Raw genomic sequence first — 15,530 nt, 5'->3', positions numbered from 1 at the left:
AGATTATTCAGTTCATACATATCAAAAGCCTCCGTAGACTGGCTGTATTAACCATCCACTCTACGGAGCATTCCTATGGATTTTGAACATTCAGCCAAAGCACAGGACTACATTAAACGCGTTAAAGCTTTCATAAAAAATGAAATCGAACCGGTTGAAGAAGACTACCTGCGCGAGCTGCACAGCCTGGATAACAAGTGGGTGGTACTGCCCATCATCGAAGAACTGAAAGCCAAAGCTAAAGCAGCCGGCCTGTGGAATATGTTCCTGCCGGACGAACACTATGGTGCCGGTCTGAGCACTCAGGAATACGCCGCTGTGGCCGAGCTGACCGGCCGTTCTTTTATCGCTCCGGAAATTTTTAACTGCAACGCGCCCGACACCGGCAATATGGAAGTGCTGGAAAAATACGGCAGCCCGGAACAGCAGGAACAATGGCTGAAGCCGCTGCTGGCCGGTGAAATCCGCTCCGCATTCTGTATGACAGAGCCTGGGGTCGCCTCCTCTGATGCCACCAATATGGAAGCCACGGCCACCGTGGAAGGTGACGAAGTTGTGCTCAACGGCCGCAAATGGTGGAGCACCGGTATTGGCCACCCAAACTGTAAAGTCGGTATTTTTATGGGCCTGACCAACCCCGATGCACCGCGCCATCAGCAACACTCCATGGTGCTGTTTCCGTTCGATGCGCCGGGCGTAAAAATCGAGCGTATGCTGCCGGTATTCGGTTTCTACGATGAGCCCTACGGCCACGGCGAAGTCAGCTTCGATAACGTGCGCGTACCACTGAGCAATATGATCGCCGGCCCCGGCCGTGGTTTCGAAATTGCTCAGGGCCGCCTTGGACCTGGCCGTATCCACCACTGCATGCGTCTGATCGGCATGGCGGAAAAAGCGCTGGAACTGATGTGTATCCGCGCCGCCAGCCGTACCGCTTTCCACAAGCCGCTGATGAACCTGGGTGGTAACCGCGACATCATCGCCAACGCCCGAATGAACATCGAGCAGGCCCGTCTGCTGGTCATGAAAGCCGCCTGGATGATCGACAAAGTCGGTGCCATGGGGGCGATGAGTGAAATCTCTCAGATCAAAGTGATCGCTCCGAATATGGCGCAGCAGATCATCGATGCGGCCATGCAGATGCATGGTGGTGGCGGTCTGTCTGAAGATCTGCCGCTGGCTGGCCTGTATACCGCCGCCCGCGCCCTGCGTCTGGCCGATGGTCCGGACGAAGTGCACCGCGGTCTGATCGCCAAGATCGAAATGATGAAATACAAAAAATATATGAAAGAAGCCTGAGGCGTTGCCGGAGTGCCGGTAAGCAGCCGGCACTCCCAGACTTATGTCACAAACGCCCCTTAACAGGCCATTAAGCACACAACACAATCAGAATCATTCCAGCGGCGTCTTCAGCCGCTGTTGCATTTGAGGATACGGGATGAAAAAGGTACTGATCACCGGCGCCGCCAGCGGACTGGGCCGGGCACTGGCTCTGCGGTTTGCTAAAACAGGCGCAGACATCTGCATTGCAGATATCAATATGGGCGGTGCAGCCGAAACCCTGAACATGGTCGAACAGGCCGGCGGTAAAGGCTGGATCTACGAACTGAACGTCACCGTCCCGGAACAGTGGGCCCTGCTCGAACAGGAAGTGAAAAAACGCTGGGGTGGAATCGACGTTGTGATTAACAACGCCGGGGTAGCCACCGGTGACCGTATTGAAGCCGGTGAATGGGCCTGGTGGGATTGGGTTATCGACATCAACCTGAAAGGCGTCGCCCTTGGCTGCCGTACCTTCACGCCAATGATGAAAGAACAGGGCAGCGGTTATTTTATTAACGTCGCCTCACTGGCCGGCCTGATGAAAGCGCCGTCGATGGCCTCTTACAACGCCACCAAAGCAGCCGTGGTCGCTATCTCCGAAACCATGCACTTCGAGCTTAAGCCATACGGCATCGGAACTACCGCCCTGTGTCCGGGCTTCTTCCGCACCAATCTCAATCACGGCATGAAAACCTCTGACCCGGATATGCTGAAGTTTGTCGATAAAGTGTTCGCCGCTTCCGCACTGGATGCCGAAGACATTGCCGACGCGGCTTACCAGGCAATGGTGAAAAAGCAGATGATCTGCAATCCGCATCCGGTTGGCCGTCGCGCCTATTTCATCAAGCAATACCTGCCATTCCTCTACCGTCGCGAGATGGACAAAATGGCGCTGGGCCTGAAGAAGCGCGAAGATCAGCGCAAAGCCTTTAAAGAGGGAAAGGACGCCTGATATGAGTGAACAGTTTATCGATGAAGCCAGGGCACTGCGTGACAGCGATGCCTTTGATATTCAGGCCGTGCACAACTGGCTGAAAGCGCAGGGCCATGACTATGGTGACGAACTACCTGCCGTTAAGCAGTTTTCCGGTGGCGCATCGAACCTGACCTATCACCTCAAATACGCCGACCAGTACAGTAATAATGATCTTATTCTGCGTCGCCCACCGGCTGGCCACAAAGCCGCCGGGGCGCACGATATGAAACGCGAATACAGCGTGATGGATCGTCTTAAACCTGTGTACCCCTTCGTACCGAAAATGATCGCCATCTGCGAAGACGACAGCGTACTGGGCAGCGACTTCTACGTGATGGAACGCATGCGCGGCATTATTCCGCGCGGCAATCTGCCACGCGGTATGAACCTCAGCAAAGAACAGGCGCGCGCACTCTGTATTTCGGTATTCGACAAACTGATCGACCTGCATCAGGTCGATTATCAGGCCAATGGCCTGGACGATCTGGGCAAAGGCGCAGGTTATGTGCAGCGCCAGGTTGAAGGCTGGAGCAGCCGTTTTGTTAAATCCAAAACCTGGAATGTCCCCAGCTTTTACAAAACCATGCAATGGCTGAAGGCCAATATGCCGGCGGATGTAAAAACCTGCATTATTCATAACGATTACCGTATGGATAACGTCGTGCTTAATCCGGATAACCCCGGCGAAATTATCGGCGTGCTGGACTGGGAAATGGCCACCCTTGGTGATCCGTTAATGGATCTCGGCGGCGCTCTGGCTTATTGGGTTCAGGCCGACGACGACTTTTTAATGCGTGCGATCCGCCGTCAGCCAAGCCATTTACCCGGCATGCTGACACGGCAGGAAATTGTCGATTATTACTGCGAAAAAATGGAACTGGATGCGAAGCTCTGGCCATTTTACGAAGTGTTCGGATTATTCCGTCTTGCCGTCATCGTGCAGCAGATTTATTACCGCTATCACCATAAGCAAACCGATAACCCGGCCTTTAAAAATTTCTGGTTATTTGTTCATTACCTGAACTGGCGCTGTAACCGCATTATGAAAAAAGCCCGTAAGGCTGGTTTTAAATAATGGCCGGTATTTATCTGGTACGTCACGGTCAGGCCGGCTTCGGTAAGCTGAATTACGATCAGCTTTCTGACACCGGTCACCTGCAGGGCGAATTAGTCGGTAAATCGCTGGCGCTGCGCGGTATTGAGGCCGGCATGGTTGTGCATGGCGCAATGCAGCGCCATCGCGAAACCATGCAGGGTGCGCAGAAGCACTGGCATACCTTTGGCCCGGTCAGCGAGATGGCCGGATTCAATGAATTTGATTCCGACGATGTGATCGCCTGTGCTTACCCGCAATTTAAAAATAAAGCGGTGCTGGGCGCCTGGATTCTGGCTCAGCCCAACAAACGTAAAGCCTTTCAGGAATTATTTGCTAACGCGGTTGAGCGCTGGACCAGCGGCAATCACGACAGCGATTATCTGGAATCCTGGACGGCATTTACCGGACGGGTAACAGCCGCCTTAGAGGAATTACTGACCCGGGCTGAGGGCAAGCATGTGGTGGTATTTACCTCCGGCGGCCCTATTACCGCCATTGCCCAGCAGTGCCTTGGTTTAACCCACGATAAAGCTTTTGATATGAACTGGACGCTGCTGAATGGTGGCATTACCCAATTGCTGTATAACAGTAAGGGTAAAGTCAGCCTGGCATCGTTTAACGAACAACAACATCTGGCTCAGGCCGGAAAACATTTTCTGACGTATCGCTGAGAAGCATAAAAAGGGAGTCCATAATGAACCCACAAGAACTGTTTAACCTGTCTGGCCGTGTTGCTCTGGTTACCGGCGCCAGCCGTGGTATCGGCGAAAGCATTGCCAAACTGCTGGCCGCAAGCGGCGCACACGTTATTGTTTCCAGCCGTAAAATCGACGGTTGCCAGCGTGTTGCTGACGAAATTAAAGAAGCCGGCGGCAGCGCTGAAGCACTGGCTTGCCATATCGGTGAAATGGATCAGATTGAAGCCTGCTTCAAAGCTATTGAAGAGCGTCACGGCAAGCTGAATATTCTGATTAATAACGCGGCCGCCAACCCATACTTCGGCCACGTGCTGGATACCGGTCTGGACGCTTTCCAGAAAACCGTTGATGTGAATATCCGTGGTTACTTCTTTATGTCGTCGATGGGCGCAAAATTAATGAAGAAAAACGGCGGTGGCTCCATCGTTAACGTTGCTTCTGTTAACGGTGTGATTCCGGGTGATATGCAGGGTATTTACTCCATTACCAAAGCATCCGTTATTGCCATGACCAAAACCTTCGCCAAAGAATGTGCGCAACTGGGCATCCGTGTAAATGCCCTGCTGCCAGGTCTGACCGATACCAAATTCGCCAGCACCCTGACCAGCAACGACGCCATCCTGAAAATGGCGATGATGCATATTCCGATGAAGCGTGTTGCGATGCCGGAAGAGATGGCAGGCACCGTTCTGTATCTGGCCTCTGATGCTTCCAGCTACACCACCGGTGCTGCCATTAACGTTGATGGTGGTTATCTGCTGGTGTAAACCGCAGTCTTCAGCATAAAGAAAAAAAGCGGGCTTAAAGCCCGCTTTTTTTCTTTTTACATTTAACCGGTCATCTATTCAGATCCTCCAGAATATGTCCGGCCGCCTGAAATGCCAGTGCAGCAATGGTCAGGGTCGGATTACCTGTGGCAATGGTCGGAAAGACACCACTGCCCACCATATACAGGTTATCGTGATCCCAGGATTGCTGACGGGAATTCAGCACAGATGTCGCTTTGTTATCCCCCATCCGGTAAGTACCAACGATATGACCTGCACCATAAAATCTGAAGTTATGGGTCACACCTTTATCGTCTTTATACTGGAAATTAGTCGCTGTCAGCTCCTCAGGCTTACCACTGAATACCGGCACACCAGGATCTTTGGTGTATTCGGTCGCGCCTACTTTGGCAAACAGCTCCGTCGTCAGTTCTTTGGCCGAGACAAACGCTTTGCGCTCGTAGTCAGAAGCCAGACGATAGGTAACATGCGGACGCGGCAAGCCCAGATTATCTTTCAGCGTTGCTGATAACTGCACGCGGTTTTCCGGATCGGGAAGCTGCTCGATCAGATAACCCAGACGTAACTGCCGGGTATAAACACCGTTAAGGGTATTCACCAGTTGCTTACCAAACAGTTTGCTGAAAGCCGGTAACTGCGGATTAAAACGCAGCTCCTCACCCTGCTGATTTTTCGAATTACCATTCAGCTGGGAATTATTCTGACCGAAAACAAAATCAGCCAGCGTTGTACCCGGATCATCAGCCGCCCATTGCCAGCCTTCGTTGCCAATTTCAATACGATACGCTGAACGATCCTTACGGAATGCGCCATCACGCAAGGATTCGATACCGGATGTCGACAGCGGTCCGCGGTAGGGAAAAATCGGGTCTTTCGCCAATCCCCAGCCGAGGTACATAACGTGATCCATCAGATTGCGTCCAACCTGATCACTACTGTTGGCCACGCCGTTTTCAAAACCCAGATTTTTATTCGACATTAATAGCAGTTTGGGCGTTTCAATCGCATGAGCTGCCAGAACATAGCGTTCGGCAACAGCGGTACCTGAACCAGTAGCAATGCCATTTGGCTGGTCATACGTTAGATAATCAATGCCACAGACCTGTTGTTTATCATCGAGACGGATATTACAGGCCACATGCTGATACCGGATTTCGACATTACCGGTTTGTTCGGCCCGTGCCAGGGTTACCGTAGCATCGTACTTCGCCTGAATCGGACAGATAGGAATACAGTTAGTGTTACCGGCACACTGACGCCGCTCGTCCGGACGTGAATTCCGGCCCTGCGGTGTTGGCGTAACGTAAACCGGATTACCCTCGTAGGTCATATCGGTTATGCCAGCGTACAGTTCATCCTGCAGTGTCTGATCAATTCCCGGCATAGGAAAATTATAATCACTGCCATAAATGCCTTCCGGATTCACATAAAACTGGCGATACAGTTTTTCCATCGCGGCTTTGTCACCGGAAACGCCGATCTCTTTTGCGGCCGTTTCATAAAACGGCACCAGAGACTGATAAAAGGCATCACCACCCGGCCAGTCTTCGCCCTGCCCGTACAGGGTTTTCATTTTAAAATCTTCCGGGAAAAGGCGCAGACAGGTGCCGAGCCAGTGCCAGGTTGTTCCGCCACCCAAACGCTCATACGAGCTGGCAAAAGCAAAATTAGCATTCAGACTGGTGCCGTCGATACCTTCAACCTGAGTAGGGTAATCAAAATAGCACTGGTCTTTTTTCTGCCATGCGCCGACCTGCAAAACGGTATAACGCGGGATATTTTCTCCGGCCGGATTGGGCAGACCAAGCGGATTACTCGCGCTTGAAGGCACAGCCCCCTGTGTTGCCGGCGGGTACGGTGATTCCGGTGTTTTGGCATTAGCTTCATAAAAGGTTTTCATATAACCGGAACGGTCGGCCGGGACTGTCGGGCCGCTTTCCAGTATCAGTACTTTTTTACCGGCCAGACCGAGCTGATACGCCACTATTGCACCGGAAATTCCGGAGCCGACAATCACCACATCGTATTTGCTTGTATTAGTCATGATTTCTTCTCCTTAATTACCGGTATAGTCGCTGAGTGCAGGTGGTTGCTCTGCCCAATAACCGTAACGGTAATTGGAATCCCCCATCGGATGAGCCTGCATAACCTGCCATACCAGACCTGATGTGTAAGACTCGGCAGATAAAAGAGAAGACGTTGTAAAGCCTCCGGTTTCAGTCCCTGGCTGGGCATTCACATCCGGCCAGGCCCCCATGTACCAGAGGAATATCAGTTTCTGACAGGCGAGAACAAAGGCCGGTGAATTATTGCCATTCATTAATTGCTCACCAATTTCTTCATCGCTTTTTCCAGCGGCCTGAAGTTCGGCATATTGCTGAAGAATGGTATTGACCAGATTGGCATCGCCTGTTTCCTGAGCAATATTTTCTGTCCAGCTTTGCAGGTACAGGGTTTTAATATTGGTGGTATCCAGCCGGGGAGCCAGAATATCTTGTGCAAAGCCGGTAAGAACCGAGCTTAAGCCAACAAATGTGCTCATAATATCCATATGCTTTCTCCTTATTGGGCGCGCTGCAGCAGGTAGGTAAAGTCTGAAAATTTGCCACTGGTCATGGTGGCATTGTTGTGACACTGAATGCAGCTGGAAGAGGTCTGCCGTACAGTTCCCTGAATATAGGTTTCCAGTGTTGTGTTCGCGAGGAAGGCCGGGGCCGGTGCACCGGTAGGATCGGTTTTGCTGCCAGCATTCGTTGGCCACTGAGTGCTGATAAGCTCATAATTAACCCACACAGAACCGGGTACCAGTTTTTCCAGCGCTGCCTGATAACTGGCATTCAGCTCTTTGGTTGGTTTATCCAGAGCAATAACCCGCATCACCTGACTTGGCTGAGTATAAGCATTACCAGGGTTCCATGGCCGTGGCGGTGGCGTATTTACCGCCGCACAATCTTTGCAATCAGGTTTGTAATAGTTGTAGTGCTTTTTATTGATTGCTTCGCCCTGTGTCGGAGCGTTATCGACATGCTCAAACGTAGACCATATCCACTGCGGATTACCCTTCAGCTTGGTGCCGATATGAAAGCCAACCAGACCTACCGTCTGTAATTTACAGGCCGCTTTAACCCCGGCATGTTCGTCCGGATTATCGTAAACATAGGCTTTGGTTGTGTGGAATTTTTGGGGGTCGTCATTGTTACCCAACACCTTCCACGAGGCTTTAAGCATAATAGAGCCAACTTCTGTATCGGTACCAAAGGGGAAATCGGCACCGCTGGCGAACGCTTCCTGACCAGCTTTCGAATACAGATTTTTTTCTGCAATGTAGTTAAACATCACGTCATTAGTCAGAATTTCAAAGCGTGTGTACTGGCCATTCTGATCAACCAGCGGACCAGTCTGAAACGGTTCTGCACTTTCATCCAGAACGTTATTCGGCACCTTGGCAATCTGATTCAGTACCGGAAAACCCTGATCGCCACATACCGGTGGTGGCGGAACATCTTTCCCCCAGGGCGGTGGGGTAGCGCCGCCAGGCAAAAATATATCGCGGCTTTCTTTATACGTTTGCCAGACAGTCGCAGCTCCCGGCTTCTGACCAATGTTGACACTGGTATCGGCGACACCAACCGCAGCTGCCGGCCAGTTAAGTGCGATAAAAGATTCCCACGAAAACACATCAAAATCGTGCTGCAGGGATTCCAGAGAAAAAGGCTCATGAAACTGAGCGTCTGCTGGTAATACCGGGCTGATCACCGGAAGTGGCGTTACGGCAGCCTGACCGGCAGCGGCCTGTTTATTTTCGGTTGCCGCGGTGTTGCAGGCACTGAGCAGCAGAGCTGCAGGCAGTGTATAGAACAACAACGTTGATTTCTTCATAGCTAAGTCCTTTGCTGAAGTGTCGGTGGTCTGTTCTCTGCCTGCAGATGACTCTGCAACAACACAGAAAAAATCAGATCAGTGATGTCCGGTGAAGAGCACCGGAAAGAAGATGTATTTATTATTATTTTTCCCGGCCAGCGGGTGTTCACCTGCTGGCCGAATGCTTATTGAACCGATGGTTTCTGCATGGTTTTGCCAAGCACTGTTTTCAGCGCCTGCCAGCGTTCATTTGCTTTTTTCTGATAGGCCGCACTCATAGGCCCGGCAGTAAGGGCCTCTTTATGCTTTTGCAGATGGATATAGTGAATGGCTTTTACGTTGTATTGCGTACTGTTTTTAAACGCGACATAAACGTCTTTAACATTTTCCAGAGTGTCATCGATAAACAGGATATTGCGAATGGGGCGTTCCGTATTTGCCTTACTCAGTAAGCATTGAAGCATCGCGCCTTTATTTTGTCCGGCAACATACATAACGCCCTGCCGATAACTTACAGGTCTTACATTACTGTCAGCACAGGGCATAAAAGGGCTGGCCAGTGATGGCTGCCCTTCAGGCATTATTAATGAATTAGCAGCAATCAATGCCAGTAACGGTTGCGGGTCAGCAGGATTAACCTGCAGATATGTGAGCTGGTTTTCTGTTGCCGAGATATCGCCACCACCACGCGCAGTTTCTACCAGCAGACGCACACCCGTATTGGTCAGCTGCTGAAGCACAAGCGGTAAATCGGCTTCGGTATAATCCATAAAATTCACCGCAAACAGAGCCGAGCCAATGGCAAACAGCTCATCGTCACTGGAAGCAACGCGGTATGGAGAGGGAGTGCCAATCAGTGTCTGCTGCCAACTACTCCAGGCTGGGCCTCCCAGATACTGACACTTATCCGTATCTTTGCTGTCGCTGCAGGGCATCATCGTCAGTGTGTCATCATCATCCATCACCAGCAGCGTTTCCTGTGGCTTACCAAGATCGCTGATAACCGCAGCAACCAGGCGGAATTTGTCTGCACTCAGCATTTCGGCTGCACACCATGCCTGTGCCGGCAACAAAGCCAGACACAGTACCAGTGTAAAAATCCGTTTATTCATAATCCGTCCTCCATGGATAAACCTGCATCTGTCCCGGCTAAGGGCATAAAGCAGTCTTCAATAAAGAACCGGGGATTTCAATTGCAATCCGATGAATCCTGTCGATACCGGAAAACATCATGATGAAAGCAACTATCAACTAATAAAAATGCATGAGCTGTCCGGAATTGACCAGCGAAGCTGCGCCTTCCGCCAAAAAGGCTTTGCAAACGGCACAGCAAGCCCTGATAGATTGCTGCCGAAGCGGTACACTGCACAGACCCAACTCACAAATATAAGTAAGTGGCTATGAAAAAGTTAATCATCCTGCCAGCCATTATTCTGGCCGTCGCCGCAGCCGGCGTTGTCAGTCTTCCGTCCCCCATAGACTCTGTTGCGGTTAACGCATCCCGTCCGCTGGATTTTGCCGGCATACTCGCGCCTAACGATATGCTGCAAAGCACGCAGATAACCAAACTTCCGGCCGGCAAAGCCGGCGGCGAAGATATTGCCAAAGATAAACTCGGCTGCTTATACACAGGCACACTCGACGGCAGCATTCTGCGCAAATGCCCGTACAACAACTGGGAAACGCTGACCAATACCGGCGGCCGGCCACTGGGGCTGCATTTTGACAGCGAGCAAAACCTGATTATTGCCGACGCAGAAAAAGGCCTGCTGAGCATGAGCCCGACAGCCAAAATCAGCGTACTGGCCGACCGCTATAACAATGAAAAACTGGGCGTTGTCGATGATGTGGATATCGGCGCCGACGGTACCATTTATTTCTCCGATGCCAGTAACCGTTATGCACTGAAAGATATCGTGCTCGACATTCTTGATGGCCGCCCGTCCGGACGCTTATTTGCCCTTAATCCGGAGAATAACCAGCTGACCTTACTGGCCGATGGTTTTGCCTTTGCCAATGGCGTGGCGGTATCGGCCGATCAGAGTTATGTGCTGATTAACGAAACCTTTACCTATCAGATCAGCAAGGTCTGGTTGAGCGGAGAAAAAGCCGGGCAGAAAGAAATCCTGCTGGATAAATTGCCCGGCCTGCCGGATGGTATTGCCCGCGCCGCCGATGGCACTTACTGGGTTGCGATGTACGGCCTGCGGCCGCAACTGGTGGATAAATTCCACGCTAACCCATGGGTAAAAAATCAGCTGGCTAAATTGCCAAAATCATTAGCACCGGTACCCAAGCCTTATGGTCTGATTCTGCAGATTAATGCCCAGGGTGAAATATTGCAGAGCCTGCACGACCAGGCAGCGGTTGCTATTGGAGAAGTGACCTCAGTTCAGCCGGAAGATGACGGGCTGTATCTGGGTACATTGCATATGGACCGGATTGGTAAGTGGGCTTTCTGAAGATTGCTGTATCTGGTGGGGAAATACCCACCAGATATACCAGCCAGTTCCGCAGGGTGGTCACCCACCCAAAAAATCAGTGCGCCTGCTCCCAGTTATCACCTATTCCGGCTTCTACCACTAACGGCACTTTTAATTCTGCCGCCTGTTCCATTTGCTTTTTAAGTTCTGCCGCAAAGGCTTCCGCCTGATCTTCCTTCACCTCCAGAATCAGTTCATCGTGCACCTGCATCAGCATACGTGCATCAAAACCGCTGTCAGGTAACCAGCCGGCAACGCGGATCATTGCGCGTTTGATAATATCGGCAGCGGAACCCTGCATCGGCGCGTTAATCGCGGTACGCTCGGCATGCTGGCGACGTGGTGCATTTTTCGCGCGGATTTCCGGCAGGTATAAACGGCGACCGAAAATGGTTTCGACAAAGCCCTGTTCTTTCGCGTGTTCACGGGTGTTATCCATATAATCGCGCACGCCCGGATAACGCTGGAAATACAGGTTCACGTAATCCTGTGCTTCGCCACGGCCAACGCCAATCTGTTTCGCCAGACCAAAAGCCGACATGCCATAAATCAAACCAAAGTTAATGGCTTTGGCGGCACGGCGCTGGTTATCGCTGACGTTTTCTTCTGTTTCACCAAATACTTCCGCTGCGGTTGCGCGGTGAATATCGCGGCCATCGGCGAAGGCTTTAAGCAGGCTCGGGTCATCAGAAAGATGCGCCATAATGCGCAGTTCAATCTGACTGTAATCCGCTGCCACCAGTTTATAACCGGCTGGCGCAATAAAAGCCTGACGGATTTTACGGCCTTCTTCCGAGCGGATCGGAATATTCTGCAGGTTAGGGTCGGTAGAAGATAAACGTCCGGTCGCCGCCACCGCCTGATGGTAAGAGGTATGCACTCGGCCGGATTCCGGCGCAATCATTAATGGCAGCTTATCGGTATAAGTGCTTTTTAATTTCGCCAGACCGCGATGCTCCATCAGCAGCTTTGGCAGCTCGTAACCGTCGTCAGCCAGTTCCTGCAGCACTTCTTCGGCGGTGGATGGCGCACCTTTGGGTGTTTTCTTTTTAACCGGCAGCTGTTGTTTCTCAAACAGGATTTCGCCCAGCTGTTTTGGCGAGCTCAAATTAAATACCTGACCGGCAGCATTATGGGCTTCCTGCTCCAGCTGTTGCAGGCGCTGCTCTATCTGCTGGCTTTGTTCGTGCAGTAAATCGGCATCAATTAATGCACCGGTTTCTTCCATACCACACAGCACCGGCATAACCGGCATTTCAATCTCTTCAAAAACTTTTTGCAGGCTTGGTACGGCCTGTAATTCCGGCCATAAGCGCTGGTGCAGACGCAGGGTAATATCGGCGTCTTCGGCGGCATAAGGCCCGGCCTTATCGGTATGAATCTGATTAAAGGTCAGCTGCTTGGTGCCCTTACCGGCAATCTCTTCAAAGCTGATATTCTTATGGCCAAGATATTTCAGCGCCAGGCTGTCCATATCGTGACGGGTAGCAACCGAATCGAGAATATAGGATTCCAGCATGGTATCGAACTGCACACCGCGCAGCTGAATACCGTGGTTAGCCAGTACGTGCATATCGTATTTCATATGCTGGCCGACTTTTTTATGTGTCTCGCTTTCCAGAATTGGCTGCAGCTGCGCTAAAACTTCTTCGCGATTAAGCTGGGTTTTGCCTTCCGGAATACATTCCGCGTCGTGTGCCAGCGGCACATAGGCGGCCTTGCCGGCCTCCACCGCAAAGGAAACACCGACAATGCGGGCTTCTTTATAATTAAGCGAGGTGGTTTCAGTATCGAAGGCAAAGAGTTCTGCTTTTTTAAGCTTCTCCAGCCAGGTATCCAGTTCTGTCTGGGTAAAAATAATATCGTACTGAGTGTCACCACTGAATGCTGCGGCCATGGCCTGTTCGGCGGCCTGCTGCTGACCGGAAACAGAACCGGCCGAGGCGGTTAATTCAAACGCCGGAACAGCATCGGCCGAATTACTCAGTTCGGCAATCCAGGCTTTAAATTCCATCTCGCGGAATAAATCCAGCAGCTGAGCATTATCGGCCTCGCTGCTTTTAATTTCAGGCAGGCTGAATTCCAGATCGACATCACATTTAATGGTGGCCAGTACTTTCGATAACAGCGCCTGCTCTTTATGTTCTTCCAGACGGGCGGCCATGGTTTTTGCACCGCGGAATTCCAGCGTTGCAACCTTATCGAGATTATCGTAAATCGTTTCCAGACTGCCTAAGCCAGCGACTAATCCGACAGCCGTTTTTTCACCGACTTTAGGCACGCCGGGAATGTTATCAACTTTGTCGCCCATTAAGGCGAGGTAGTCGATGATATGCTCGGGCGGTACGCCGAATTTTTCTTTAACGCCATCCACATCGAGGAAGGTATCAGTCATGGTATTAATCAATGACACATGGCTGTTGACCAGCTGCGCCATATCTTTATCGCCGGTGGAAATCACCACATCCTGATTATGCTCAATGGCCTGGGATGCCAGCGTGCCGATCACGTCATCTGCCTCTACCCCTTCGATAATCAGCAGCGGTAAACCCATCGCGCGGATAATGTTATGAATAGGCTCAATCTGTTCACGCAGCTCATCAGGCATCGGCGGACGATGGGCTTTGTAGTCGGCATAAATATCGTTACGGAAAGTCTTGCCTTTGGCATCAAACACCACCACCAACTGTGAGCCGGTGTAATCTTTCTGCAGACGTTTGATCATGCTGATCACGCCCTTGATGGCATTGGTGTGCAGACCTTTGGAGTTGGTCAAAAGCGGAATCGCATGGAAGGCGCGGAACAGATAGGACGAACCATCGACGAGAATCACTGGCTTAGACATGATATTGGTCAAATCCTTGGCTGGGGTTTCGGTGGCGGGCGGCGTACAATGCCACCAGAAGAATCATTATTGAGGCGCAGTTTACCATGAAGATTCAGCAACTTCTGGCGACAATCCTGTTTGTTCCGGCTCTGCTGGCCAGCGGCAGCGCCCTTGCGGCCGAGCCTGTCGGCGAGACCGTCACCATCCGCAACGATGGCGATAATACCTATTACGAATTCCGTATTAACGGCGAAATCAGCGAGATCAAAGTTGTGCCAAAAGTCGGCCCGGCCTACTACCTGATTCCTTCCGAGCAGGAAACCAACGAGTTTGTACGCAAAGATAACCCGCAGATGCGCGTACCGAAATGGGTTATCTTCCGCTGGTAATAAGCCCATATTTTAAGCCTGTCGGGCGATTACCCCTGACGGGCATGAATGCCAGTATGGCCCCGCCTGTGGCGCCAGCGGCAATCAGGCCCGCAACACGACCAAAATCAACCAGCCTGCTGACCTCCGGATACTTCCCATGTCTGTTTATACCTCGCTGAGCCAGAGCGACACCGAAGCCTTTCTTGCCCGATTTGAATTGGGTACGTTAGTTTCATATAAAGGCATCGCCGCCGGTATCGAGAACACCAACTACTTCGTTACCTGCCAGCAACAGGGCCGGCAGAGTGAGTATGTACTCACCCTGTTTGAGCACCATAACAGCAGCGAAGTGCGTGAGTTTGTGCGTCTGGCGCATCATCTGGGGCAACAGGGACTGCAGGTTCCGGCACCACTGGCCGCACGTGATGGCGAATGGCTGCACAGCCTGAAAGACAAACCGGCGATTATCTGTCCGCGTCTGCCCGGCGAACATATCCATGATCCGCAACCGCAACACTGCGCAGCCATTGGCCGCGCACTGGCGGAACTGCATCTGGCTGCCCTGCCGCTGCATAACCGCCGCAGTGACAGCCGTGGTTTTGACTGGTGGCTTGCGATCAGCCCGGAGCTGAGCAGCGATTTAACCCGCGAAGAACAGACGCTGCTTGAAGACGAACTGCGCTTTCAGACACAACAGCGCAGCCAGTGGCTGAACCTGCCGCAGGGCTGGATTCATGGCGACCTGTTTCATGATAACGCCCTCTTCACCGCTGATGGCCAGGTTGGCGCCATTCTCGATTTATACAACGCCTGCGATGGCGCGCTGCTCTACGATCTGGCGATCATCGCCAACGATTGGTGCTGCGATATTAACGGCGACTGGAAAGCCGGTTGTACGGAAGCCTTATTAAACGGCTACGAAAGCGTACGGCCATTAAACGATGCAGAAAAAAACAACTGGAATTTAGTGTTAAGAGGCGCAGCCCTGCGCTTCTGGCTGAGCCGCTTATTAACCCGCCGCATTCAACAGCAACAGGCCGGGGAAATGGCGCTGCAGAAAGATCCGGCGGAGTTCAGAAACAAACTGCTAAGACGTCAGTGATAAAC

The 15,530-nt window shown here is 51.8% G+C and carries 13 protein-coding genes; 8 read left to right on the top strand and 5 right to left on the bottom strand.

What is annotated here, in order from left to right; genetic code table 11:
* Nucleotides 1-75: 75 nt before the first annotated feature.
* The 5 genes from MT343_RS00690 to MT343_RS00670 all read left to right on the top strand — a co-directional run bounded on the left by MT343_RS00690 (nucleotide 76) and on the right by MT343_RS00670 (nucleotide 4,860).
* Nucleotides 76-1,299 (top strand): acyl-CoA dehydrogenase family protein, encoded by a 1,224-nt coding sequence (locus tag MT343_RS00690; RefSeq protein ID WP_145467075.1) that lies wholly within the window; start codon nucleotides 76-78, stop codon nucleotides 1,297-1,299.
* Between the two features lie 139 nt (nucleotides 1,300-1,438).
* Nucleotides 1,439-2,275, top strand: a complete 837-nt coding sequence (locus tag MT343_RS00685) for an SDR family oxidoreductase (RefSeq protein WP_145467077.1) — start codon at nucleotides 1,439-1,441, stop codon at nucleotides 2,273-2,275.
* A gap of 1 nt (nucleotide 2,276) precedes the next feature.
* Nucleotides 2,277-3,374, top strand: coding sequence for a phosphotransferase family protein (locus tag MT343_RS00680; RefSeq protein WP_145467079.1), 1,098 nt, complete (start codon nucleotides 2,277-2,279; stop codon nucleotides 3,372-3,374).
* The gene (locus MT343_RS00675; protein ID WP_145467081.1) at nucleotides 3,374-4,066 is read left to right on the top strand and encodes a histidine phosphatase family protein; all 693 of its coding nucleotides are present in this window, start codon (nucleotides 3,374-3,376) and stop codon (nucleotides 4,064-4,066) included. The genes MT343_RS00680 and MT343_RS00675 overlap by 1 nt, the downstream gene beginning before the upstream one ends.
* 23 nt (nucleotides 4,067-4,089) lie before the next feature.
* The gene (locus MT343_RS00670) at nucleotides 4,090-4,860 is read left to right on the top strand and encodes an SDR family oxidoreductase (RefSeq protein ID WP_145467083.1); all 771 of its coding nucleotides are present in this window, start codon (nucleotides 4,090-4,092) and stop codon (nucleotides 4,858-4,860) included.
* A 70-nt stretch (nucleotides 4,861-4,930) separates the two neighbouring features.
* On the opposite strand, the gene MT343_RS00665 is transcribed toward MT343_RS00670, so the two are convergent.
* The 4 genes from MT343_RS00665 to MT343_RS00650 all read right to left on the bottom strand — a co-directional run bounded on the left by MT343_RS00665 (nucleotide 4,931) and on the right by MT343_RS00650 (nucleotide 9,854).
* Nucleotides 4,931-6,925, bottom strand: coding sequence for a GMC family oxidoreductase (locus MT343_RS00665; protein ID WP_145467085.1), 1,995 nt, complete (start codon nucleotides 6,923-6,925; stop codon nucleotides 4,931-4,933).
* A 12-nt stretch (nucleotides 6,926-6,937) separates the two neighbouring features.
* Complete coding sequence (locus tag MT343_RS00660) at nucleotides 6,938-7,432, bottom strand: hypothetical protein (protein WP_145467087.1); 495 nt, start codon at nucleotides 7,430-7,432, stop codon at nucleotides 6,938-6,940.
* Between the two features lie 11 nt (nucleotides 7,433-7,443).
* Nucleotides 7,444-8,760 carry a hypothetical protein gene (locus tag MT343_RS00655; RefSeq protein WP_222428492.1) on the bottom strand — a complete coding sequence of 439 codons (1,317 nt, stop codon included), beginning with the start codon at nucleotides 8,758-8,760 and terminating at the stop codon, nucleotides 7,444-7,446.
* A 167-nt stretch (nucleotides 8,761-8,927) separates the two neighbouring features.
* Entirely contained in the window at nucleotides 8,928-9,854 is a 927-nt protein-coding gene (locus MT343_RS00650) for a DUF2608 domain-containing protein (RefSeq protein WP_145467089.1), read from the bottom strand.
* A gap of 288 nt (nucleotides 9,855-10,142) precedes the next feature.
* Here MT343_RS00650 and MT343_RS00645 point away from each other — a divergent pair, with 288 nt between their 5' ends.
* On the top strand, nucleotides 10,143-11,204 hold the full coding sequence (locus MT343_RS00645) for an SMP-30/gluconolactonase/LRE family protein (protein ID WP_145467091.1): 1,062 nt from the start codon (nucleotides 10,143-10,145) through the stop codon (nucleotides 11,202-11,204).
* A gap of 76 nt (nucleotides 11,205-11,280) precedes the next feature.
* Here the strand turns inward: MT343_RS00645 and polA are convergent, their stop codons facing one another.
* The gene (polA, locus tag MT343_RS00640; protein WP_222428494.1) at nucleotides 11,281-14,070 is read right to left on the bottom strand and encodes a DNA polymerase I; all 2,790 of its coding nucleotides are present in this window, start codon (nucleotides 14,068-14,070) and stop codon (nucleotides 11,281-11,283) included.
* Nucleotides 14,071-14,156: 86 nt separating this feature from the next.
* Between polA and MT343_RS00635 the strand changes: the two genes are divergently transcribed.
* On the top strand, nucleotides 14,157-14,441 hold the full coding sequence (locus MT343_RS00635; RefSeq protein WP_145467093.1) for a DUF2782 domain-containing protein: 285 nt from the start codon (nucleotides 14,157-14,159) through the stop codon (nucleotides 14,439-14,441).
* A gap of 139 nt (nucleotides 14,442-14,580) precedes the next feature.
* Nucleotides 14,581-15,525: a homoserine kinase gene (locus MT343_RS00630; protein ID WP_145467095.1), complete on the top strand. Its 945-nt coding sequence runs from the start codon at nucleotides 14,581-14,583 to the stop codon at nucleotides 15,523-15,525.
* Nucleotides 15,526-15,530 lie beyond the last annotated feature (5 nt).

The organism is Venatorbacter sp. C2-1 (assembly GCF_022832715.1).
GTDB lineage: Bacteria > Pseudomonadota > Gammaproteobacteria > Pseudomonadales > Oceanobacteraceae > Venatoribacter > Venatoribacter alkanivorans.
Note: the sequence above shows the minus strand (reverse complement) of the source record. Positions and strands in the feature narration are given on the sequence as shown.